The sequence below is a fragment of the Micromonospora sp. NPDC005324 genome (assembly GCF_040607155.1).
GTDB lineage: Bacteria > Actinomycetota > Actinomycetes > Mycobacteriales > Micromonosporaceae > Micromonospora > Micromonospora trifolii.
The window spans coordinates 15,432-36,442 of record NZ_JBEXGE010000042.1; the positions used below are offsets into that span (position 1 = coordinate 15,432).

The following is a 21,011-nucleotide window of genomic DNA, read 5'->3' on the forward strand; positions in this document are numbered from 1 at the left end:
CAAGCGTGATCAACTTCCGCTACCACGTGGTGTCCCTCACCGCGGTCTTCCTGGCTCTGGCGATCGGCCTGGTGGTCGGCACAGCCGCCCTCAACGGCCCGGTCGCCGACTCGCTCAAGGAGCAGGTCACCGGGCTACGCAAGGACAACCAGCAGTGGCGCCAGACGGTCAGCAACATGGAGAAGCAACTCGCGCTGGAAGAGGAGTTCGCCGAGGAGATCTCCCAGGTCGTCCTGCCCGGCACCCTCACCGGGCGTCGGGTCGTGGTGCTGAGCCTGCCCAACGGGCGCGACCACACCGAGGGCGTGCTCAAGAAGCTCCAGCAGGCCGGGGCCACCATCACCGGTCAGGTCGACCTCCAGGACAAGTTCATCAACCCGGACAACAACTCCAACCTGCTGGAGTTGGCCGTCACCGCCGCCCGACCGACCGCGCAGACCACCGGCCTGCCGGGCAACGGGCACGGTGTGGAGACCTCCAGCGCGCTGCTGGCCAGCGTCCTGCTGGACCGGTCCCAGGGCGTCGCGCCGGTCAGTGACGCCGACCGTCGGGCGGTGCTCGCCGCCTACAACAACGCCGGCTACCTGACCACCGACAGCAACAAGGTCACCGCCTCGGCGGAGGCGGTCGTCGTGGTCAGCGGTCAGCCGTACGTCGACAAGGACTCCGACAAGCGGGACGAGTCGGTGGTCAAGATCGCCGAGCAGTTCGACCGCACCGGGGCGATCGTGGTGGGCGGCAACGGTTCGGTCGGCGGCAACCTGGTCGGCGTGGTGCGCGGCGACCCGGTGCTCGCCCAGACCATCTCCACCGTAGACAACGCCAACACCGTGCAGGGTCAGGTGGTCACCACCCTCGCCCTGGTGCAACAACTCACCGAGAAGAAGGCCGGGCAGTACGGCGTCGGCGACAACGCCCCGTCGCTGCTGCCTAGACTGCCCCAGTGAGCGAACGACGTACCCCCGTGTCCGGATCCGAGCTGGTGGCGCGTGACCGAGCCAGCGAGGTGGCGGCGTGAGCGCGCTGGGCCGGCTGTTGATCGCCGGCGCGGGCGCCGCGGCGGCCCGCTACGCGCTGCGTGAGGCGCGTACCTCGCCGGCCGGGCCCGCGTTGGAGCGCACCAACTTCCGTGGCCGCACGGTGAGCCTCGCCGCCGGGCCGGCGCTCGCCGCCAGCGCGGCCGCCGCCGGCGCGTTCGGTGCCACCGGCGGCGCCGCCGGTGGGGCCGCCCTTCTCGCCGGTCTCGGCGCGGGCGGCGTCGGCCTGTACGACGACGTGGTCGGCGCGCGGCCGGAGCAGAAGACGGCCAAGGGCTTCGCCGGGCACCTCGCCGCGCTGCGCGAGGGGCGGGTCACCGCCGGCCTGGTCAAGGTCGTCGGGGTGGGCGCCGCCGGGCTGGGCGCCGCCGCGCTGCTCGCCGCCGACCCCCGGGTCGCCGCGCACCCGCGCCGGCAGCGGCACGGCGCGTTCGGCCGGGGTGTCGACGTGCTGCTCGGCGCCGGCGTGATCGCCGGCACGGCCAACCTGCTCAACCTGCTCGACCTGCGGCCGGGCCGCGCGATCAAGTCCGGGCTGCTGCTCGCGGCACCGCTGACCGGCGGCCCGCAGGGCGGGATCGCCGCCGGCGCGGCCGGCGCCGCCGCCGGCCTGCTCCGCGACGACCTGGCCGAGGACGTGATGCTCGGCGACAGTGGCGCGAACGCGCTCGGGGCACTGCTCGGCGTCGCCCTCGCCGCCCGTAGCGGCCCGCTCGGCCGGGCCGGTCTGCTCGCCGTCCTCGCCGGGCTCACCGCCGCCAGCGAGAAGGTCAGCTTCACCGCGGTGATCCAGCGGACCCCAGGGCTACGCGAACTCGACGCGCTGGGCCGACGCGCCGACTGACGTGACCAGACCGGCACCCCTCGCCGGCGCCGGCCGGCTGGCCGGGGCAGCCGCGCTCATCGCCGTCCTCACCGTTGCCAGCCGACTCGCCGGCCTCGGCCGCACCGCCGTGTTCACCTGGAGCCTGGCGCCCACCGACCTCGGTGGCACCTACGTGGTCGCCAACGCGGTGCCGAACTTCATCTTCGAGATCGTCGCCGGGGGAGCGCTGGCCAGCCTCGTCGTGCCGCTGCTCGCCGGCGCGGTCGCGGCGGGCGACCGGACGGCCGTGGCCCGGACCACCGGGGCGCTGCTGACCTGGACGCTGGCCCTGCTGGTCCCGCTCGCGCTGCTCGTGGTGCTGCTCGCCGGCCCGGTGGTCGAGTCGCTGGGCCACCATCTGACCACCGCCCAGCAGCAGAGCGGCGTGCGGATGCTGCGGGTCTTCGCGCCGCAACTGCCGCTGTACGGGGTCGGCATCGTGCTCACCGGGGTGCTCCAGGCACACCGCCGCTTCGCCTGGCCGGTGCTCGCCCCGTTGCTGTCCAGTCTCACCGTCATCCTCGTGTACCTGGGGTTCACCGCCACGCAGGGCCGGTACGCCACCGTCGGCGGGGTGAGCCCCGGCGGCGAGTTGCTGCTCTCCGGCGGCACGACCCTCGGCGTGGTGGTGCTGTCGTTGTCGTTGCTGGTTCCGGTCCGCCGGCTGCACCTCGGGCTGCGGCCCGGGTTCGGGTTCCCCGCCGACGCGCGGGCCCGGGTCGGCGGGTTGGCCGTGGCCGGCGCTGTCACCGTCACCACCCAGCAGATCGCTCTGATCGTCAGCCTGAACCAGGTCACCGCCGGAGCGCGGAGCAACCCGGGCGTCTACAACCTCGCGCAGACCGTCTACCTGTTGCCGTGGGCGGTGCTGGCGGTGCCGCTGGCCATCGCTGCCTACCCGACCCTGGCGGCGGCGCGGGCCGCCGGGGACGAGCACACCTACCGCGCGACCCTGGCACCGGCCGTCCGCGGTGTGCTCCTGTTCAGTTGCCTCGGCACGGCCGCGTTGATCGGGACCGCCGGGCCGGTCGGGCACTTCTTCTTCCCGTCGGACACCGCGTCGACCGCCGCCGCCGCGATCATCGGGTACGCCCCCGGCCTGGTCGGCTACGGCCTCTTCGCGGTGCTCACCAGGGCGCTCTACGCCAGGGGCGAGACTCGGGCGGCGACGCTCGCCACGGCGGTCGGTTTCCTGGTGGTGCCGGCAGTCGTGCTGCTGCTCGGCGCGGTGCTGCCACTGCGCGACCGGGTGCTCGCTGTGACGTCAGCGAACTCGGTGGGGATGCTGGTGCTCGGCGCCCTGCTGCTAGTGGCGGTGCTGCGCAGCGCCGGGCGTCCCGCCCTCGCGGGCGCGGCGCGGGCCGGAGCGGCCGGTGGTCTCGCCGGTGTGCTCGCCGGGCTCGGCGGGTGGGGCCTCAGCCGGTGGCTCGACCAGTCGGACGGCGGCACCCCGACGACGGCGGCGGCGTTCGGTCAGGGCATGCTGTCCGGGGTTCTGGTTGGGTTTGTGTTCCTCGCCGTGGTCTGGTTCGTCGACCGGCGGGACGTAGCGCCACTGCTCGCCGGGGTGCTGCGGCGTCTGGGCCGGCGGGGGCCGTCCGGCGGCGCGCCGACACCGGGCGCGGGCTCCCCGGAGCGGGGCGACGGGAAGGAGACGGCGACGCGATGACTGAGCCACTGCCTGCCGGCTGGTCGGGCACCGTCGCGTTGGTGCTCGCGTCCAGCACCGGCGGGGTCGGCCAACACGTCCGTTCGGTGGCCCGTGGCCTCGTCGCGGGTGGCGCCACCGTCCTGGTCTGCGGGCCCGCCGCCACTCAGGAGCAGTTCGACTTCACCGGTGTCGGTGCCCGGTTCGAGCCGGTGGAGATCCCGGCCAGCCCGACTCCGGCCGACGCGCGGGCGGTGCTCGCGCTGCGCCGGGTGCTCGCCGCCGCAAGCGTCGACGTGGTGCACGCGCACGGCCTGCGGGCCGGGTTGGTCGCCGTGCTGGCCCGTCCGGCCGCCCCGCTGATCGTCACCTGGCACAACGCGGTGCTCGCCGGGGGACTGCGGGGCGGGGTGTCCCGGCTCGTCGAACGGGTGGTGGCCCGGGGCGTCCGGGTGGCGCTCGGTGCCTCCGCGGACCTGGTCCGACGGGCCGCCGAGGTGGGCGCCGCCGACGCCCGGCTGGCCCCGGTCGCCGCGCCGACGCTGCCCCCGCCGCGTCGACGCCCGGCGGCGATACGCGCCGAGTTCGGTGTCCGCCCGGACCAGCCGTTGATTCTCTCGGTCGGGCGGTTGCACCCACAGAAGCGCTACGACGTGCTGATCGACGCGGCGGCCCGCTGGCGTACGCGTACCCCGCCGCCGGTCGTGGTGATCGCGGGCAGCGGGCCGGCGTATCTGCCGCTCGCCGCGCGGACCTCCGCCGCCCGCGCCCCGGTGACCCTGCTGGGGCACCGCACCGACGTGGCCGACCTGCTCGCCGGCGCCGACCTGGCGGTGGTGACCAGCGACTGGGAGGCGCGACAGCTCTTCGCCCAGGAGGCGCTGCGCGCCGGTGTGCCACTGGTGGCCACCGCTGTCGGCGGTCTCCCGGACCTGGTCGGCGACGCCGCCACACTGGTCCCCGCCGGTGACGTGGACGCTGTCGACGCGGCCGTCCGCGCGTTGCTGGACGACCCGGCGGCGCGGGCGGAGTGGGGCCGGCGTGGCGCCGAACGGGCGGCGACGTGGCCGACCGAGGCGGACACCGTCGCCACGCTCGCCGCCCTCTACGCCGAGCTGACCGGGAACCCCGGCGGTCCGGCGGCCGCACCGGGCTCCGACGCCCCGAGAACGGGACACCGGTGATGTTGCGCCGAATCGCCCCCGCCCTGTTGACAGTGCTCGTGGTGGCGCTGGGCGTCACCGCGCTCGCCGCCCGCCCACCCCAGGGCACCCCGCAACGCACCGCCGACTTCGTGGTGCTCGCCGGGATCGCCGGGCTGCGCTGGGAGGACGTGGATCCGCAGAGCACCCCGACGTTGTGGCGGATGGCCCAGGACGGCTCGATCGGCTCACTGTCGGTGCGTTCCGCGCACCGGCCCACCTGCCCGGTGGACGGCTGGTTGACACTGGGCGCGGGCAGTTTCGCCGCGTGGAACGGCAGCAGGTCGGTCGACGGTTGCCCGTCGGCGGCGGTGACTGTGGAACAACCGGACGGCATCGGTGCGAACCTGCCCGACCAGGAGAGCGTGGTCCAGTACAACCAGCAGCGGCTGCCCTGGGGCGCCCTGCCCGGCTCGTTGTCCGAGTCGGTGCGGTGCTCCGTCGCCGTGGGCCCGGGCGCGGCCGTGGCCGCCGCCCGACCGTACGGCCGCGTCGACCGGTACGCCTCGGGGTTGCCGGCCGACCCGCGGCCGCTGCTCGGCTCGTGTGTGCTGAGCATCGTCGACCTCGGCACCGTGGAGGGGGCCGACCCGGCCACCCGCGCCGAGGAGGCCCGGGCGGCGGACGCCGAACTGGCCCGGGTGCTGGCGGCGCGACCCCCACGGTCGTTGGTGCTGGTCGCGGGGATCTCCGACACCACCCAGCCGGCCCGGCTGCACGTGGCGGTCGCCGACGGGCCGGGCTGGGAGCGGGGGTGGCTCACCTCGGCCAGCACCGGCCGGGACGGGTACCTGCAACTTGTCGACCTCGCGCCGACCGCCCTCGCCGCGTTGGGCCGGCCCATGCCCGAGCGGCTCTTCCTCGGCCGTCCGGCGATCAGCACCGGCGGCCGTCCCGCCGACCTGACCGAGGCCATCAACGCGCCGGCGAACGCCGACCGGGAGGCGGCCGCCCAGCGTTCCGTCTCCGGGGTGTTCTTCGCGCTGCTCGCCGGGGTGCAGGTGCTGTTGGCGATCGCGATCCTGCCGCTGCTGCGCCGGGCCCGTCCGCGCGCCGGCCCGGCCGCGACGCCCGTCTCCGGGCGGATCGTGGCGGTGATGGAGCTGCTGCTGGTCGCCGCGGCGTTGACAGTGCCGGCGGCGCTGCTGGCCGACGCGGTGCCCTGGTGGCGCGGCGAGCACCCCGGCTGGATCTTCGCCGGGGCGACCGCGTTGCTGGTGGCCGCCGGCACCGCGGCGGTGCGGTTCGTCCCCGGGTACGCGAACACCCTCGGGCCGCTCGGCGCGGTGGCCGGCCTCACCACGCTCGTGGTCGGGCTGGACGTGCTCACCGGGGCCCGCCTCCAGCTCAACAGTGTGGTCGGCTACTCCGCGTTGCAGGGCGGCCGGTACGCCGGCCTGAGCACTGTGGGGCTGGGAGTGTTTCTCGCCGGCGCGCTGGTCAGCGGCGGCTGGTTCGCCCAACGGGTGCACCGCGGCTGGCGGCCGGCGGTGATGGTGGCGGTGGGTGGCCTCGCCGTGGTGGTGGTCGGCAGCCCGTACCTGGGCGCCGACCCGGTCGGCGCGATCGCGCTCACCGCCGGGGTGAGCGTCGCCGCCGTGATCAGCGCCGGTGGCTGGTTGACGATCAGCCGGCTGGCCTGGGCCGCCATGGCCGCGCTGGCGGTCGGTATCGGGTTCGCCGTGGTGGACCTGCGGCGTCCCCCGGCGGAGCGGGGCAGCCTGGGCCGGTTCCTCTCCGCGCTCGGTGACGGCACCGGCGGATTCGCCGTGCACCGGTCCAGCACGGAGAACTTCGAGACGCTGGTCAACAGCCCGCTGACAGTGCTGGCGCTGGCCGGCGGGTTGCTGATGTGGTTCGCCCTGTTGCAGCCGTGGGGCGGGCTGATGCGGCTGTTCGGCATCTACCCGGCGGTCCGGGCCGCGTTCGCCGGCACTGTGGTCGCCGCGGTGCTCGGTGGTGTGCTCGACGGCGCGGCACTGGACCTGATGGGCGCTGCCGCCGCCCTGGTGGTGCCGATGGCCGCCCTGGCGTCGCTGCGGGTGCTCGGGCATGCCGCGGACCGGACCCGCCCGGTAGCGGGCCGCTCCCGGGCCAACGGCGCCGACGACGACTCGGGGTCCGGCGGGGTCGGCCCGGTCGGTGGCGGTGACGGTCCGACCGGCGGCGGTGGGCCGCTGGGTGCCGTGCACCCTCGTCCGATCACCGGCCCGACCCCGAGCGCACCGGCGACCCTCGCCCCACCGGCGTCGGACACCCCGGGCGAGTGCCGTGGGGACGTCGACGAGCCGGCCGGGCCGACCGCGAGCCTGTCGACGCCGGACGCCGCGCCGACGGTGCCCGTAGCGCCCCGGCAGGTCTCCCGGTCGTCGACGGAGATTGCCGCGTCCTGAGCGCCGGGCCTCGTCCGGATGGCCCGCAGGTGTCGCACCCGGGGTGCGGCCTGCGGGTACCCGCCCGGGAGGTGTTACCGTCGAATCCCGTGGATCGCGTGATCACTTTGCTGATCAAGCACGGCGGTCTGCATGACCGCGACAGACGACACGGGAGCAGGCCTTGGCCCCATCAGCACGGACGACCAGGCACATTTTCGTCACCGGGGGCGTCGCCTCCTCGCTGGGTAAGGGCCTCACCGCCTCCAGCCTCGGCAACCTGCTGACCGCGCGCGGGCTGCGTGTGGTGATGCAGAAGCTCGACCCCTACCTGAACGTCGACCCGGGGACGATGAACCCGTTCCAGCACGGTGAGGTCTTCGTCACCGAGGACGGCGCCGAGACCGACCTCGACGTCGGGCACTACGAGCGGTTCCTCGACCGGGCGCTGTCCGGCAAGGCGAACGTCACCACCGGCCAGATCTACTCCGACGTGATCGCCAAGGAGCGGCGCGGCGAGTACCTGGGCGACACCGTCCAGGTCATCCCGCACATCACCAACGAGATCAAGTCGCGGATCCTGGCGATGGCCGACCCGGACGAGGACGGTCAGCTCCCCGACGTGGTGATCACCGAGGTGGGTGGCACTGTCGGCGACATCGAGTCGCTGCCCTTCCTGGAGGCGATCCGCCAGGTCCGCCACGACCTGGGCCGCGACAACTGCTTCTACCTGCACGTCTCGCTGGTGCCGTATCTGGCGCCCTCGGGTGAGCTGAAGACCAAGCCGACCCAGCACTCGGTGGCGCAGCTGCGCAACATCGGTATCCAGCCGGACGCGATAGTGCTCCGCTGTGACCGGGAGATCCCGGTCAAGCTCAAGGAGAAGCTGTCGCTCTACTGCGACGTGGACGCCGAGGCGGTCGTCGCCGCCCCGGACGCCCCGAGCATCTACGACATCCCGAAGGTGCTGCACCGGGAGGGGCTCGACGCCTACGTGGTGCGCCGGCTCGGCCTCTCCTTCCGGGACGTGGACTGGGCCAGCTGGGACGACCTGCTGGAGCGGGTGCACCGTCCCCGGCACACCGTCACCGTGGCGGTGGTCGGCAAGTACGTCGACCTGCCCGACGCGTACCTGTCGGTGAGTGAGGCGATCCGGGCGGCGGGCTTCGGTCACCGGGCCCGGGTGCAGCTGCGCTGGGTGCCCAGCGACGAGTGCGTCACCCCGGCCGGCGCCGCCGCGGCGTTGGCCGGCGTGGACGGCGTCCTCATCCCCGGCGGCTTCGGCGTGCGCGGCATCGAAGGCAAGATCGGCACCGCCCGGTACGCCCGCGAGGCCGGCATCCCGCTGCTGGGCCTCTGCCTCGGTCTGCAGTGCATGACCATCGAGGTGGCCCGGCACCTGGCCGACCTGGACGGCGCCAACTCGTTGGAGTTCGACGAGCAGGCGGCCCACCCAGTCATCGCCACGATGGCCGACCAGGAGGACATCGTCGCCGGCCGGGGCGACCTGGGCGGCACCATGCGGCTGGGCGCGTACCCGGCGACGTTGACCGAGGGCTCGATCGTCGCCGAGGCGTACGGCAGCACCGAGATCAGCGAGCGGCACCGGCACCGGTACGAGGTGAACAACGCCTACCGGGACGCGCTGACCAAGGCGGGCCTGCACATCTCCGGCACCTCTCCGGACGGCCGGCTGGTCGAGTTCATCGAACTGGACCGGAGCCTGCACCCGTTCTTCGTGGCCACCCAGGCGCACCCCGAGTTGAAGAGCCGTCCGACCCGCCCGCACCCGCTGTTCGCCTCGTTCGTCAAGGCCGCGGTGGCGTACTCGCAGGCAGACCAGCTGCCGGTCGACCTGGACGCGGCGGCGGAGGCCCCGACGGCGCGCAAGGCCGCCCGCAACGGCGCCGCGACGAAGGCGTCGTCGGCCTCGTGAGCGAGCGCAGCGAGCGAACCAGCAGGCTCACTGGGGCGTCTCGCGGCGTCGTCGAGCGCAGCGAGGCGGCGGCGTGAGCGCGATCGAGCACCGGTACGAGGTGCGTTCCCGAAAGGAGCGGTACCGGGGGCGGATCTTCGACGTGGTCACCGAGGAGGTGACCATGCCGGGCGGCGGGACCGGGCTGCGTGACCTCGTTCGGCACGTCGGGGCCGTGGCCGTGGTGGCGATCGACGACGCCGGCCAGGTGGTGCTGATCCGGCAGTACCGGCATCCGGTCGGGCGGCACCTGTGGGAGCTGCCGGCCGGTCTGATGGACGTCTCCGGCGAGGAGCTGCCGGTGGCCGCGCTGCGGGAGTTGGCCGAGGAGGCGGACCTCACCGCCGGGCGGGTCGACGTGCTGGTGGACCTGCACAGCTCGCCGGGGTTCACCAACGAGATCGTCCGGGTGTTCCTGGCCCGCGACCTCGCCGACGTGCCGGCCGACGAGCGGCACGAGCGCCACGACGAGGAGGCCGACCTGCAGGTCGTCCGGATCGACCTGGACGAGGCGGTCGCCATGGTCCTGGCCGGTGAGATCACCAACGCGTCCGCGGTGGCCGGGCTGCTGGCCGCGGCCCGCGCGCGGGACACCGGCTTCACCGCTCTGCGCCGGGCGGACGCGCCGCTGCCGCGCTGAGCGACGCCGCCGGTCCAGCCGGTGAGGGAGTACGCGCCAAAGGGGCCCCGCGGTCAGCCGCGGGGCCCCTTTCGCTTGCTGGTCTAGGAGTCGCGCAGCGGACGGCCCTGCGCGTCGGTGCCGCCGTTGACCAGGATGAGGATGCCGTCGATGAGGCCCCAGAGGCCGCCGATACCGCCGGTGCAGACACCCACCACGAGCTGGAGAACGGCGATCTTGGTGTGTCCGGTGTAGAACCGACCGGCACCGAAGGTGCCGAGGAAGATGCCGAGGACACCCGCGACGATCTTGCTCTTGTCGGAGACGCCCTGCGGGTACCCCGGCTGGGGGTAACCGGGCTGGTAAGGAGGAGTGGTCATGGGCGGACACATTAGTGATCCACTCGCCGGCTGTCCGCACCGCCACCCGACAGATGGGACGATAATGGTGAAACACTGTCCTGTTGGCTGAGGTGACGCTCGACCGCTGAATCCCGGCGGTGCCCTGACACATCGTCAGGACACCCGGGCACCGGATGCCACTGTGCTGGCTCGCGGCGGCACCGGGCGCGCCTAGACTGCCGCCGCAGGACCGGTGTACCGCGATGGCAAAGGGGCCGTCGTGGCACCGAGCAGTCGGGGGAGAGCAGCCCCGAAGAGAGGTGTCTGCATCGTGAAGGTCGGAATCCCCCGCGAGGTCAAGAACCACGAGTACCGCGTGGCGATCACGCCAGCGGGTGTCAACGAGTTCACCCGCAGCGGTCACCAGGTCTTCGTCGAGTCCGGCGCCGGGGTTGGCTCCAGCATCACCGACGAGGAGTTCGCCGCCGCCGGCGCGAAGATCCTCGCCACCGCCGACGAGGTGTGGGAGTCCGCCGAGCTGGTGCTCAAGGTCAAGGAGCCGATCGCCGAGGAGTACCACCGGATGCGCGAGGGGCAGGTGCTCTTCACCTACCTGCACCTGGCCGCCTCCAAGGAGTGCACCGACGCGCTGATCGATCGCGGGGTCACCGGTATCGCGTACGAGACCGTCGAGCTGCCCGACCGGTCGCTGCCGCTGCTCGCCCCGATGTCCGAGGTGGCCGGCCGGCTCGCCCCGCAGGTGGGCGCCTTCTACATGATGCGTACCGGCGGTGGGCGCGGTGTGCTGCCCGGCGGCGTCTCCGGCGTGTACGCGGCCAAGACCGTGGTCATCGGCGCCGGCGTCTCCGGCATGAACGCCGCCGCGATCGCCCTGGGCCTGCAGTCCGAGGTGCTGCTGCTGGACAAGAACGTCGCCCGGCTGCGGCAGGCCGACGCGATCTACCGGGGCCACCTGCAGACCGTCGCCTCCAACGCGTACGAGGTCGAGCGCGCCGTGCTCGACGCCGACCTGGTCATCGGCGCGGTGCTGGTGCCCGGCGCGAAGGCCCCGACGCTGATCTCCAACGAGCTGGTCTCCCGGATGAAGCCGGGCAGCGTGCTCGTCGACATCGCCATCGACCAGGGCGGCTGCTTCGAGGACTCGCGTCCCACCACGCACGCCGACCCGGTCTACAAGGTGCACGAGTCGATCTTCTACTGCGTCGCGAACATGCCCGGCGCGGTGCCGAACACCAGCACCTACGCGCTGACCAACGTCACCCTGCCGTACGCCCTGGAGCTGGCCAACCAGGGCTGGCGCGAGGCGCTGCGCAACGACCCGGCGCTGGCGCTGGGCCTCAACACCCACGCCGGTCAGGTCACCTACGGCCCGGTCGCCGAGGCGCACGGCATGGACGTGCTCCCGCTGGCCGACGCGCTGGCCTGAACGGTGGCGGGCTGACCAGCGGCACGGACTCCGCCGGCGTGGGCACACCACCCACGCCGGCGCTGCGCCGTGCCGTTCGTGGTTACCTCGACCACCTGACCGTCGAGCGTGGCCTCTCCGCGAACACGCTCGCCTCGTACCGTCGGGATCTGGACCGCTATCTCGCCACCCTGGCCGATGCCGGCGTCACCGACCTCGCGTCGGTCGGCGCCGGCCTCGTCGAGTCGCACCTGGCGCGGCTGCGCGCCGGCGACGACGCGCACCCGCCGCTGGCGGTCTCCTCCGCCGCCCGCGCGGCCAGCGCGGTACGCGGCCTTCACCGCTTCGCGCTGCGCGAGGGCCTGGCCGGCGCCGACCCGAGCCGCGACGTCCGCCCGCCCACGCCGCCCCGACGGCTGCCCCGGGCGCTACCTGTCGACGACGTGGTCCGGCTGCTGGAGACCGCCGGCACGACCACCGCGACCGGCGACGGCGCGTCCCTCGCGCTGCGCGACCGGGCGCTGCTGGAGTTCCTGTACGGCACCGGCGCGCGCATCTCCGAAGCGGTCGGCGCCGCCGTGGACGACCTCGACACCGACGACGGCGCGGTGCTGCTGCGCGGCAAGGGCGGCCGGGTGCGGCTGGTGCCCATCGGCGGGTACGCCGTCGACGCCGTGCGCGCCTACCTGGTCCGGGCCCGTCCCGAGCTGGCCGCCGCCGGCCGGGGCACCCCGGCGGTGTTCCTCAACGCCCGCGGTGGCGCGCTGTCCCGCCAGGGCGCCTGGGGCATCCTGCGCCGCGCCGCCGACCGGGCCGGGCTGCCCGTCGACGGGCCGGCCGCCGTCTCCCCGCACACCCTGCGCCACTCCTACGCCACCCACCTGCTCGACGGCGGCGCCGACGTCCGGGTGGTCCAGGAGCTGCTCGGCCACGCCTCGGTGACCACCACCCAGGTGTACACACTGGTCACCGTGGAGCGGCTGCGCGAGGTCTACGCGACCGCGCATCCGCGCGCACAGGGTTGAACCGGTAGCGGTCGGCGCCGACACGCCGGGCCGGTGCCGAACCCCCTGCTGGTCGGTGGCGTACAGTCGGCATCGGCGCGGACCTCCTGGGGCGACACGACCGGGGTGCGCAGCGGCGCCGCGAAGGACGTCGGACGGCTCCGACGCCGGGTGGGTCGTCGGGAGGGGGCAACGAGCACATGGCTGGCAACGGTGACCGTGCCGAGACCTGGACGTCGGAGCTCCGCGAGCAGCAGGCCACGCTCGGCGCGGACCTGGGTCCTGCGGACCCGGCTGCCTACACGATGCGCAAGCCCATCCCCGAGCCGATGCCCACCGACCGGCACGGCCCCGCGCGCATCATCGCGATGGCCAACCAGAAGGGTGGCGTCGGCAAGACCACCACCACCATCAACCTGGGCGCGGCGCTCGCGGAGTACGGCCGCAAGGTGCTGCTCGTCGACTTCGACCCGCAGGGCGCGCTCTCGGTGGGGCTGGGCGTCAACCCGCACAACCTCGACCTGTCCATCTACAACCTGCTCATGCAGGACGACATCCTCGCCGAGGACGTCGTCATCAAGACCGACGTCGCGGGGTTGCACCTGCTGCCGGCCAACATCGACCTCTCCGCCGCCGAGATCCAGCTCGTCAACGAGGTCGCCCGCGAGATGGCCCTGGCCCGGGTCCTGCGCACGGTCCGCAAGGAGTACGACTACATCCTGATCGACTGCCAGCCGTCACTCGGCCTGCTGGCGATCAACGCGTTGACCGTCGCGCACGGCGTGCTCATCCCGCTGGAGTGCGAGTTCTTCAGCCTGCGCGGTGTGGCACTGCTGCTGGACACCATCGACAAGGTGCGCGAGCGACTCAACTTCGACCTGGAGCTCGAAGGCATCCTCGCCACCATGTACGACAGCCGCACCACGCACTGCCGCCAGGTCCTCCAGCGGGTCGTGGAGGCGTTCGGCGACAAGGTCTACCAGACGGTCATCACCAAGACGGTGAAGTTCCCCGAGTCCACCGTGGCCGGTGCCCCCATCACCACGATGGACCCGGCCTCCTCCGGGGCACGTAACTACCGTCAGCTGGCCCGCGAGGTGATCGCCGCCCAGTCGGAGCGGTAGCCGGAACGCCCGGTGCCCGCCTCGTGGACTACGGTCGTCCGGTGACCGCGCCACCCCTCGACCCGCCCGAGACCGCCGCTGCGGCAGTGGTCGACGGTGTGCAGCCCACAGGGTTCACGGTCCGGCTGGCCAACTTCACCGGCCCGTTCGACCTGCTGCTGCAACTGATCGGCAAGCACAAACTCGACGTCACCGAGGTGGCCCTGCACACGGTCACCGACGAGTTCATCGCCTACATCAGGGCGATGGGCGACAACTGGGACCTGGACGAGGCCAGCGAGTTCCTGCTCATCGCCGCGACCCTGCTCGACCTGAAGGCGGCCCGACTGCTGCCGTCCGCCGAGGTGGAGGACGAGGCGGACCTCGCCCTGCTGGAGGCACGGGACCTGCTCTTCGCCCGGCTGTTGCAGTACAAGGCGTACAAGGAGGCGGCGGCGCACATCGCCGAGCTGGAGGCCGTCGGCGGCCGACGCTATCCGCGTGCCGTGAGCCTGGAGGCCCGCTACGCCGAGGCGCTGCCCGACCTGGTGCTCGGCATCGGCCCGCAGCGGCTGCTGAAGCTGGCCGTGAGGGCGATGACCCCGAAGCCGGTGCCGGAGGTCTCCATCGCCCACGTGCACATGGTCCGGGTCAGTGTCCGAGAACACGCGGCGATCCTCACCGCCCGGCTCCGCCGGGCCGGCTTCGCCACGTTCTCGCTGCTCTGCGCCGACTGCGAGGCGACCCTGGAGGTGGTGGCCCGGTTCCTCGCGCTGCTCGAGCTGTACCGGGAGGGCCTGGTCTCCTTCGTGCAGGAGCAGGCCCTGGAGGAGCTGACAGTGCGCTGGACCGGCCCGGTCGACGGCGACACCGAGCTGCACGTCGACGAGTACGCCGGCACCCTGGCCGACCAGGAGCCTGGGCCTGGGCCGGCGGGGGCTGACCTTGCGTCGACGGGGGAGGCCGGCGGGCCGGACGGGACGGGAACGACGGAGGGTGCGCGGGATGAGTGACGAGCAACGACGGGACTCGCTGGCCGACCAGGCCGCCGCCTGGGTTCCCCCGTGGGACCGCCCCCGCCCGCCCGCCGCCGACAGCGCTGCGCCGCCGGACGAGTCAGCCGCAGCACCGGACACCGAAGAACCCGAAGCGGCACCGCCTCGACCGGAACCCGACGCCGCCGCCAATTCCGCCGAGCCGGACGTGGTCGCCTCCGGCACGGCGCAGGTTGACCCGGATGGGCCGGGCCCTGTTGAGGTGGCCTCGGGTGAGCCAGATCCTGTTGAGGCAGCCTCGGACGAGGTCGGCTCGGCGCGGCCCGACCTCGGTGCGGTGACGGAGGCCACGGCGGGGGGTGGCGCTGGGGACGTACCCCGGCGGCAGCCGGCGGGGCGGCGGCGCGCGACTGTCGCGCCGGAGCCCGCGCCCGAGCTGTCCGACCCCGAGCTGCGCGGCGCGTTGGAGGCGATCCTGCTGGTCGTCGACGAGCCGGTCAGCGAGCTGGTGCTGGCTCAGGTGCTGGAGCAGCCCGCCGAGCGGGTGGGGCCGATGCTCGACGAGATCGCCGCCGGTTACACAGCGGCCGGGCACGGCTTCGAGCTGCGCCGGGCGGCCGGCGGGTGGCGGCTGTACACCCGGCCGGAATACGCTACGTACGTTGAGCGGTTCGTGTTGGACGGGCAGTCCGTGCGGCTGACCCAGGCGGCGCTGGAGACGCTCGCCGTGGTTGCGTACAAGCAGCCGGTGACCCGTTCGCGAATCTCAGCCATCCGGGGTGTGAACTGCGACGGGGTTATCCGTACGCTGGTCACCCGTGGCCTCATCGAGGAGTGCGGCACCGAAACGGACAGCGGGGCGTTCCTCTACCGGACCACCACGTTGTTCCTGGAGAAGCTCGGGCTGAACACCGTCGACGAGCTGCCGCCCCTCGCACCCTTCCTGCCCGACGACGTAGAAGAGCTTGCTGATGCGACCCGATAACCGTTCCCCCAAAGCCGACGCGCCCGTCTACGAGGGGGCTGAGCGCCTGCAGAAGGTGCTCGCTGCCGCCGGCGTGGGGTCCCGGCGCGCCTGCGAAGACCTGATCTTCCGCCGCCGGGTCACGGTGGACGGGCGGGTCGCCAAGCTCGGCGACAAGGTCGACCCGGCCACCTCCGTGATCCACGTGGACGGGGAGCGCCTCCAGGTCGACATTCGCCTGGTCTACGTGGCGATGAACAAGCCGCGTGGGGTGGTTACCTCCATGGCGGACGACAAGGGACGAAACGAGCTGGCGGACTTCATCGGCGCCCGGCTGGAGCAGCGGGTCTACCACGTCGGGCGGCTCGACGCGGACAGCGAGGGGCTGCTGCTGCTCACCAACGACGGCACCCTCGCGCACAAGCTCATGCACCCCTCGTACCAGGTGCTGAAGACCTACCTGGCCGAGGTGGTCGGGCCGATCCCGCGGAACCTGAGCAAGCGGCTGCTGGCCGGCGTCGAGCTGGAGGACGGGCTGGTCACAGTCGACTCGTTCAAGGTGGTGGACACCCTGGGCAAAAGCGCCCAGGTGGAGCTGAGCCTGCACGAGGGCCGCAAGCACATCGTCCGGCGGCTGATGGACGAGGTCGGTCACCCGGTCACCCGGCTGGTGCGTACCTCGATCGGGCCGATCCGGCTGGGTGAGCTGCGGACCGGGCGGATCCGGCGGTTGACCAACGCCGAGGTCGCCGCCCTGTTCAACGCGGTGGGTGACTGACCCCCAAGTTCGGGGTACGGCAGCCGGTAGGCTGCACCGATGGCCGGGACGCGGCCGCCCGGGTGGCGTGGGTCGCCTCCGGCGGCGTCGCGCGCGGGTCCGCTAGTGGCCCCGGGCATGATTGATGACGATTGACAACCGCTTGCGGCGCCAGATCACCGGGCGATCCGTGAGGTACGGGCTGAGGAGGACACGGTGGAGGAAAACGTACGGGCCAGGCGATGTGTGGTCGCTGTGGACGGGCCGTCCGGTTCGGGTAAGTCCACCGTGTCGCGGCGGCTCGCCGCGAGCATCGGTGCGCGCTACCTGGACACCGGGGCGATGTACCGGGCGATCACGTGGGCCGTGCTGCGCTCCGGCGTAGACCTCACCGACGCCGCGTCGGTGGCAAAGGTCGCCGGCGAGGTCAACCTGCGCATCGGCACCCACCCGCAGGGGTACGCAGTGACCGTCGACGGTGTGGGCGTGGACGCGGACATCCGTGGCACCGAGGTGACCGGCGCGGTTTCCGCCGTCGCCGCCGTGCCGGCTGTCCGTGAGCTGCTCGTCACCCGGCAGCGCGAAATGATCGCCAATGCTGGCCGGATGGTGGTCGAGGGTCGCGACATTGGCTCGGTCGTGGCGCCGAACGCCGACCTGAAGGTCTTCCTGACCGCGTCCGAGGCGGCCCGTGCCGCCCGGCGCAGCGCCGAGGACGCCGCGGACGTGGCGGCCACCGCCGCCGACCTGGCCCGGCGGGACCGCCTCGACTCGACCCGCAAGGTCAACCCGCTGGCCCAGGCGCCCGACGCGGTGGTGCTGGACACCACCGAGTTGGGCATCGACGAGGTCGTGGCGCGGCTGCGCGAGCTGCTTACCGAGCGGGGCGTGGCATGAGCGAGCGTAGCGAGCGAATCATCGGGCTCAGCGCGGTTGTGTCTCATGACGGTCCGGAGCGAAGCGGAGGAGCGGCATGAGCGCCGACTCGGCCGGCTGGGTCGAGCTGCGGGAGCCCGAGGTCGTCGTCGAGGAACCGAGCGGCCCGCAGCCGGTGGTTGCCGTTGTCGGCCGCCCCAACGTGGGCAAGTCGACGCTTGTCAACCGGATCATCGGCCGCCGGCAGGCGGTCGTCGAGGACGTCCCTGGTGTGACCCGGGACCGGGTTCCGTACGACGCGCAGTGGAACGGCCGGGCGTTCACAGTGGTGGACACCGGCGGCTGGGAACCGGACGCGAAGGACCGGGCCGCGGCCATCGCGGCGCAGGCCGAGACGGCGGTCGTCACCGCCGACGTGGTGCTCTTCGTTGTCGACGCGATGGTGGGCTCCACCGACGTGGACGAGGCCGCGGTGAAGATGCTGCGGCGCAGCGCCAAGCCGGTGATCCTGGTGGCCAACAAGGCCGACAACAACTCCATCGAGATGGAGGCCACCTCGCTGTGGTCGCTCGGCCTCGGTGAGCCGTTCCCGGTCTCCGCGCTGCACGGACGCGGCTCCGGCGACCTGCTGGACGCCATCCTCGCCGCGCTGCCGGAGGCACCGGCGATCGTGGAGAACCGTCCGCGTGGACCGCGCCGGGTGGCGCTGGTCGGGCGGCCGAACGTCGGCAAGTCCAGCCTGCTCAACCGGTTCTCCGGCGAGGAGCGGGCGGTCGTCGACTCGGTGGCGGGCACCACAGTGGACCCGGTGGACAGCCTGGTCGAGATCGGTGGTCAGACCTGGCAGCTGGTGGACACGGCCGGGCTGCGCAAGCGGGTCGGCAAGGCCAGCGGCACCGAGTACTACGCCAGCCTCCGTACCGCCGGCGCGATCGAGGCCGCCGAGGTGGCAGTGGTGCTGCTGGACTCCAGCGAGCCGATCAGCGAGCAGGACCAGCGGATCCTGTCGATGGTGACCGAGTCGGGCCGGGCGCTGGTCATCGCGTTCAACAAGTGGGACCTGGTCGACGCCGACCGCCGGTACTACCTGGACAAGGAGATCGACCGGGAGTTGCGCCGCATCCCCTGGGCGATCCGGCTGAACCTGTCGGCGATGACCGGCCGTGCCGTGGACAAGCTGGCCCCCGCCCTGAACAAGGCGCTGGCCAGCTGGGAAACCCGCGTGCCGACCGCGCACCTCAACCAGTGGCTGACCGCGCTGGTGCAGGCCACCCCGCACCCGGTGCGTGGTGGGCGGGCGCCGCGGATCCTGTTCGCGACGCAGGCGGGTGTGGCGCCGCCACGGTTCGTGCTCTTCACCACCGGCCCGCTGGACGCCGGCTACCAGCGCTTCGTCGAGCGCAAGCTCCGCGAGGAGTTCGGGTACGAGGGCAGCCCGATCGAGATCTCGGTCCGCCCGCGCAAGAAGCTCGGCCCCGGCGGCCGAGGCAAGGCGCACGGCTGACCCGGTCCAGTTCTGCCGAATGCCGGATGGGCGATCCTGCCCATCCGGCATTTCCCTGCCCACCCCCATCCTCCTAGGATGCTTTAGGGGTTGTGCGGTAGCTCTATGTGGGGTGGTTCGGCTGCCTCGCGACGCCGGTGGGGCCTGTGCGGACGACTTGGAGCTGCTGCGCTAAGCTGTACCGGCTGCCGCGGGGGAAACCGCGCGGGGGCGGGACGTGGCGCAGCTTGGTAGCGCACTTGACTGGGGGTCAAGGGGTCGTCGGTTCGAATCCGGCCGTCCCGACAGCGAGAAGGTTTCCGCAGTTCAGCGACTTGCGGAAGCCTTCTTTTTGTTGTTTTGTCTAGATGCGGTGGCGTGTGAGGCGCTGCTGGAACCCTTAACTCGGGTAGTTCCGCGAGCCGGCCTTGGTTGCCACCGCTATGAATCACCTGGTAGGCGCGATGCGTCGGCGGGATGTTGTCGCCGCTGGACCTCTTAACGGCAGGCGATTTCGGACAAACACGGCGTGATCCGACTGCGCCGCTATGGGCTCTTCTGTTGACAGGGAGCTGTTCCGGCAGCTGGCGCCCCGGCTAGGAAACGGCGGTCCCGGGCGCTTGGCCGGGAGCGCGCCGCACGACGGCGGGGCGGGGCGGAATCGCCCATGCCAGTGTTGGAATCGGCGCCGGTAGGTGATGACGCAGGCGAGAGCGAGGAAGGCTTACTTAGGGGTGTCGTCGCGGAGCTCCCAGCGACTCGGGGGGCGGCGGAAGGACACCGAAGGTATCCCAGCCAAGTTCAGACGCCCGGTCGCCCGCCAAGTCCTGACCGAGCCCGAGGCCGGCCTTTCACTCTCGCCTCGCCGACGTCGCCCGCGTGGCACCACGAGCAGGACCTCTACCCCCACGGTCAAACCAACACTGACATACGCCCCAGAACCACCCTCTGAAGAGAATTAGGGACCCATGCAACATCTTTAGGGACTCGCCGTGTAGTCATAGTGTGAAGGTGTCGCCATTCCCACCGGACGGTTCCGGTTTCGAGGCGTTCGTACGACAGAGCGCACCCGGGCTCCTGCGTTTTGGCAACGTCCTGACGCAGGACCGGAGCGCCGCGGAGGACCTCGCCCAGGAAACCCTCATCCGCGTCGGGCTCGCCTGGTCAAGGCTGCGCTTGGACGGCAATCCCGTCGGCTATGCCCAGCGCACCATGGTCAATCTCTTCCTTAACGAGCGACGACGTCGCAAGCCAATGCCCACTGACAAGATCCCGGAAGCCGGGCGCGAGGACGCCGGGCTGGCCGCGGTGGACTCGACGGCTGCAATCCGCCAAGTCCTCGCGAACCTGCCGCCGAAGCAGCGGGCAGCGATTGCATTGCGGTACCTGGCAGACCTGTCGGACGAGGAGATCGGCCAGCTGCTGGGCTGCACTCCAGCGACGGTGCGATCCCAACTTTCTCGAGGCATGTCCAGCCTCCGCGCGACCATGACAGCAGAAGGGTGATTCTGGTGGCCGAAAACCCCGCCGACGAGCTTGGCATCCTGGACAAGGAGGACTTCGCTCTTCCAGTCACCGACGCATTCATCGCCGGAGTGCATCGAGGCCTACGTAGGCGTCGGGTGCTACGTGTCGTGGCAGCAGGCGGCGCAGTGGCCGCGACAGCGATCGTCGGTACATTTGTGGTCACGCTGACAGGACCCACTCATGTGGCATCTCCTCCTAGCTCGACCACGGATTCAGCCGCCGCCTCACCGACCGCAGCTGCGGACCCGATCCACCAGCCGCTGGATGGCTACCGTGTCACCTTCGTGCCAGACGGGCTCCGGGTCGGTGTTCCCGGGAACGGATCTGCTAGCTACGCGGTGTCGAAGGACCACCTGCACAACGACGGCTCCGTGCCTCCGTCCGAACATCCAACCGCCGCAACGACGCTGCGCACCTACGTGCTGCCCAACGGGAGCAACTGGCTCGACATCTCGGTGCTGCGCCCAGAACGGACGACCGCCAAGGCTGGTCAGGCGCAGATCACCGAATGGTTGACCGGTTGGGCCATCAAGGGCACCGAGGTGATCGATAGATACGATCTTTCGGCCGGCCAAGCCCAACTCACCAAATTCGTGGGCTCCGAAGTTACAGCCCACCAGCTGGTGATCACGACACCGGACGGTGTGGTGATCATCGTCGGTGGGAACGGGAATGTTCCGGTTGCGGACTTGAAGGCGGTCGCTGCGGGCGTCCTACCTCAGTAATGAAGGGCTCAATCGGATGGAAATCGGCAGACGACTCACCGAACGGCTTCGGGTGTACGCCGAGGTCGGTGAGAAACGCTCCCGAGCCTCAG

The 21,011-nt window shown here is 72.1% G+C and carries 18 protein-coding genes and 1 tRNA gene; 18 read left to right on the forward strand and 1 reads right to left on the reverse strand.

The annotated features are described in order from the left end of the window. Positions 1-5 precede the first annotated feature (5 nt). From ABZS40_RS30730 to ABZS40_RS30760, 7 genes are all read left to right on the forward strand, one after another. On the forward strand, positions 6-947 hold the full coding sequence (locus tag ABZS40_RS30730; RefSeq protein ID WP_354947325.1) for a copper transporter: 942 nt from the start codon (positions 6-8) through the stop codon (positions 945-947). A gap of 67 nt (positions 948-1,014) precedes the next feature. Continuing rightward, positions 1,015-1,881 (forward strand): hypothetical protein, encoded by an 867-nt coding sequence (locus tag ABZS40_RS30735; protein ID WP_354947327.1) that lies wholly within the window; start codon positions 1,015-1,017, stop codon positions 1,879-1,881. Between the two features lies 1 nt (position 1,882). Further along, positions 1,883-3,571: a lipid II flippase MurJ gene (locus ABZS40_RS30740; protein ID WP_354947329.1), complete on the forward strand. Its 1,689-nt coding sequence runs from the start codon at positions 1,883-1,885 to the stop codon at positions 3,569-3,571. Continuing rightward, entirely contained in the window at positions 3,568-4,734 is a 1,167-nt protein-coding gene (locus ABZS40_RS30745) for a glycosyltransferase family 4 protein (protein WP_354947331.1), read from the forward strand. The genes ABZS40_RS30740 and ABZS40_RS30745 overlap by 4 nt, the downstream gene beginning before the upstream one ends. Next, a complete protein-coding gene (locus ABZS40_RS30750) occupies positions 4,734-7,145 on the forward strand; it encodes a hypothetical protein (RefSeq protein ID WP_354947333.1) in 2,412 nt (803 codons plus the stop codon). The genes ABZS40_RS30745 and ABZS40_RS30750 overlap by 1 nt, the downstream gene beginning before the upstream one ends. Positions 7,146-7,308: 163 nt before the next feature. Continuing rightward, positions 7,309-9,060, forward strand: a complete 1,752-nt coding sequence (locus ABZS40_RS30755) for a CTP synthase (RefSeq protein WP_354947335.1) — start codon at positions 7,309-7,311, stop codon at positions 9,058-9,060. Positions 9,061-9,133: 73 nt separating this feature from the next. Next, on the forward strand, positions 9,134-9,739 hold the full coding sequence (locus ABZS40_RS30760; RefSeq protein WP_354947337.1) for an NUDIX hydrolase: 606 nt from the start codon (positions 9,134-9,136) through the stop codon (positions 9,737-9,739). Positions 9,740-9,822: 83 nt separating this feature from the next. Here the strand turns inward: ABZS40_RS30760 and ABZS40_RS30765 are convergent, their stop codons facing one another. After that, positions 9,823-10,098: a TM2 domain-containing protein gene (locus ABZS40_RS30765; protein ID WP_354947339.1), complete on the reverse strand. Its 276-nt coding sequence runs from the start codon at positions 10,096-10,098 to the stop codon at positions 9,823-9,825. A gap of 292 nt (positions 10,099-10,390) precedes the next feature. Between ABZS40_RS30765 and ald the strand changes: the two genes are divergently transcribed. The 11 genes from ald to ABZS40_RS30820 all read left to right on the forward strand — a co-directional run bounded on the left by ald (position 10,391) and on the right by ABZS40_RS30820 (position 20,919). Continuing rightward, positions 10,391-11,506, forward strand: a complete 1,116-nt coding sequence (gene ald, locus ABZS40_RS30770; RefSeq protein WP_354947341.1) for an alanine dehydrogenase — start codon at positions 10,391-10,393, stop codon at positions 11,504-11,506. A 38-nt stretch (positions 11,507-11,544) separates the two neighbouring features. Then, a complete protein-coding gene (locus tag ABZS40_RS30775) occupies positions 11,545-12,510 on the forward strand; it encodes a site-specific tyrosine recombinase XerD (RefSeq protein WP_354947343.1) in 966 nt (321 codons plus the stop codon). Between the two features lie 179 nt (positions 12,511-12,689). Then, positions 12,690-13,613, forward strand: a complete 924-nt coding sequence (locus tag ABZS40_RS30780; protein WP_124817891.1) for a ParA family protein — start codon at positions 12,690-12,692, stop codon at positions 13,611-13,613. Between the two features lie 23 nt (positions 13,614-13,636). After that, positions 13,637-14,605 (forward strand): segregation/condensation protein A, encoded by a 969-nt coding sequence (locus ABZS40_RS30785; protein ID WP_354947345.1) that lies wholly within the window; start codon positions 13,637-13,639, stop codon positions 14,603-14,605. After that, on the forward strand, positions 14,598-15,572 hold the full coding sequence (scpB, locus tag ABZS40_RS30790) for an SMC-Scp complex subunit ScpB (RefSeq protein WP_354947347.1): 975 nt from the start codon (positions 14,598-14,600) through the stop codon (positions 15,570-15,572). The genes ABZS40_RS30785 and scpB overlap by 8 nt, the downstream gene beginning before the upstream one ends. Beyond that, positions 15,559-16,329, forward strand: a complete 771-nt coding sequence (locus ABZS40_RS30795) for a pseudouridine synthase (protein ID WP_354947349.1) — start codon at positions 15,559-15,561, stop codon at positions 16,327-16,329. The genes scpB and ABZS40_RS30795 overlap by 14 nt, the downstream gene beginning before the upstream one ends. A gap of 195 nt (positions 16,330-16,524) precedes the next feature. Further along, entirely contained in the window at positions 16,525-17,205 is a 681-nt protein-coding gene (gene cmk, locus ABZS40_RS30800) for a (d)CMP kinase (protein ID WP_354947351.1), read from the forward strand. 76 nt (positions 17,206-17,281) lie between these two features. Further along, a complete protein-coding gene (gene der, locus ABZS40_RS30805; protein ID WP_354947353.1) occupies positions 17,282-18,688 on the forward strand; it encodes a ribosome biogenesis GTPase Der in 1,407 nt (468 codons plus the stop codon). Positions 18,689-18,899: 211 nt separating this feature from the next. After that, positions 18,900-18,973: transfer RNA gene (locus ABZS40_RS30810), tRNA-Pro, on the forward strand. Between the two features lie 699 nt (positions 18,974-19,672). After that, positions 19,673-20,173: a SigE family RNA polymerase sigma factor gene (locus tag ABZS40_RS30815; protein ID WP_354947355.1), complete on the forward strand. Its 501-nt coding sequence runs from the start codon at positions 19,673-19,675 to the stop codon at positions 20,171-20,173. After that, positions 20,170-20,919 carry a hypothetical protein gene (locus ABZS40_RS30820; protein WP_354947357.1) on the forward strand — a complete coding sequence of 250 codons (750 nt, stop codon included), beginning with the start codon at positions 20,170-20,172 and terminating at the stop codon, positions 20,917-20,919. Before ABZS40_RS30815 ends, ABZS40_RS30820 begins: the two co-directional genes overlap by 4 nt. The last annotated feature ends 92 nt before the right edge of the window (positions 20,920-21,011 follow it).

Coding starts and splice junctions, on each gene's coding strand:
- ABZS40_RS30745 (WP_354947331.1), top strand. CDS start 3,568: ATGACTGAGCCACTGCCTGCCGGCTGGTCGGGCACCGTCGCGTTGGTG.
- ABZS40_RS30795 (WP_354947349.1), top strand. CDS start 15,559: ATGCGACCCGATAACCGTTCCCCCAAAGCCGACGCGCCCGTCTACGAG.
- der (WP_354947353.1), top strand. CDS start 17,282: ATGAGCGCCGACTCGGCCGGCTGGGTCGAGCTGCGGGAGCCCGAGGTC.
- scpB (WP_354947347.1), top strand. CDS start 14,598: ATGAGTGACGAGCAACGACGGGACTCGCTGGCCGACCAGGCCGCCGCC.
- ABZS40_RS30780 (WP_124817891.1), top strand. CDS start 12,690: ATGGCTGGCAACGGTGACCGTGCCGAGACCTGGACGTCGGAGCTCCGC.
- ABZS40_RS30750 (WP_354947333.1), top strand. CDS start 4,734: ATGTTGCGCCGAATCGCCCCCGCCCTGTTGACAGTGCTCGTGGTGGCG.
- ABZS40_RS30765 (WP_354947339.1), bottom strand. CDS start 10,098: ATGACCACTCCTCCTTACCAGCCCGGTTACCCCCAGCCGGGGTACCCG.